The sequence below is a fragment of the Pyramidobacter sp. C12-8 genome (assembly GCF_002007215.1).
Taxonomy (GTDB): domain Bacteria; phylum Synergistota; class Synergistia; order Synergistales; family Dethiosulfovibrionaceae; genus Pyramidobacter.
On record NZ_MUHX01000062.1, the window covers coordinates 1 to 1,609 of the forward strand.

A 1,609-nucleotide genomic window follows, 5' to 3' on the forward strand; every position below is an offset into this window, starting at 1 on the left:
AGGAAATTCGAGCTCATGCCCGAAGTATTTCTAGCCGGTTGCCCGCGTGAAAAAGCCAAAGCGCCCCTGAAAACGGCATATTGGACAGAACTCAGACAAAACAAGCACGCGAACGAGCTCACACGGAAGCGACACGAGCAGGGAACCCCGCGGGAACAGAATCATTCTATGCCCTGGCGGCGTACCTCGTAAGGTTTGTTGGCTTTCAGAACAGCGTAAATCGTATAAAGCAGTTTTCTCGACACAGCCCCCAATGCAGTCCCATGCGCTTTCCCCTCGCCGCGCTTCTTTTCGTAGAACGCTTTGAAGACAGGATCGCATCTGACTGCTATCAGCGCCGACATCCAGACAGCTCGTCTCAGGTAGGGGGATCCTTTCTTGGACAAGCGGTTGTGCTGGCCGACATAGTTCCCCGATTGAAACGAAGTCGGATCGATCCCGGCAAAGGCGACGAGTTTCTTGGGATTGGAGAAGCGACTGATATCGCCGATCTCACCGAGGATCACGGCGCCCGTCGCCGGCCCCACGCCGGGGACAGTGAGGATGACAGAGCTAAACTTCCTCAGCTGCCTGGCGATCTTCTTGTCGATCTCATCGATCTGCTTCTCCGTGAATTCGATCTGTTCGATGAGAATCCTGATTTGAAAGGCAAAGGCATCCGAACACAGAGTCAGGCCGACCGAACGCGCCGCCAGAGACTTGAGCTCACGGGCTTTGTCAGTACCGTGCCGGCCCCGGCTGGTTTTTCTGAGCAAAGCGGCCAGCGATTTCGTGTTCACGTCGACCACCTGTTCCGGAGTGCCGTACGTCTTGAGAAATGCCTTTGAACTCTCGCCAAAGACGTTGGAGAACAAGGCAGCATACTCCGGAAACACCTGATCCAGAACGGTGACGACCTGTCGCTTGTAGTCGGCGCAGGAGTCCTTGAGCGACTCTCTGAAACGGGCCAGATTGCGCAGCGCCATGATATCTTCATCAGCCAGATGAGTTTCGCTGAACGAGCCGAAACGGATCACCTCAGCCACCAGAAAGCAGTCGACCGCATCCGTTTTCTGCTTCCGGATGTGGAAGTTCCTCAGACTGTCGGATTGGATCGGGTTGATCACATGCAGAGCAAAACCCTGCTCCCGCAGAAAGGAGTAGAGCGCGAGCCAGTAATGACCGGTCGCCTCCATGCCGATACAGAAAGCCTCCCGCTCGGGGAGACTCTGTTCGAGAAAGAGCAGAAGCTGCTGAAAGCCCTCCCGAGCATTGGCGAAACGCAGCGACTTGCCGACGTGGCTGCCGTCCTCCCTGATAAGCCCTGCTTCGTGATTGTTCTTCCCGATGTCAATACCAAGATAGTACATGAGTCACCTCACCACAACGTATTTGCAGGTGAATTCTCACGCTTCCTGCGGCTCACAACCTCCTTGGACAGACGGAGAAGACCTTCGGTCTCAACATCCAGCTCATTCGTGAACTGCCGCAAGAGGTGAGGCGCACTCTCCTTTACGAGGAAATGTCCCCAAGGAAACAAACGGCGACGCTCACACTGCATGCTGACATTATCGCAGATTGTTCCGTTCAATAATCTGTCAACAAGTGCGACTACATTATTCTAGGAGGA

At 54.6% G+C, this 1,609-nt stretch carries 1 protein-coding gene; it reads right to left on the reverse strand.

What is annotated here, in order from left to right; all coding sequences use genetic code 11:
• Window positions 1-161: 161 nt before the first annotated feature.
• Window positions 162-1,349 (reverse strand): IS110 family transposase, encoded by a 1,188-nt coding sequence (locus B0D78_RS12065; RefSeq protein ID WP_078017176.1) that lies wholly within the window; start codon window positions 1,347-1,349, stop codon window positions 162-164.
• Window positions 1,350-1,609 lie beyond the last annotated feature (260 nt).

Excerpts from the sequence above, each read along its gene's own strand:
- B0D78_RS12065 (WP_078017176.1), bottom strand. The coding sequence starts at position 1,349 with ATGTACTATCTTGGTATTGACATCGGGAAGAACAATCACGAAGCAGGG.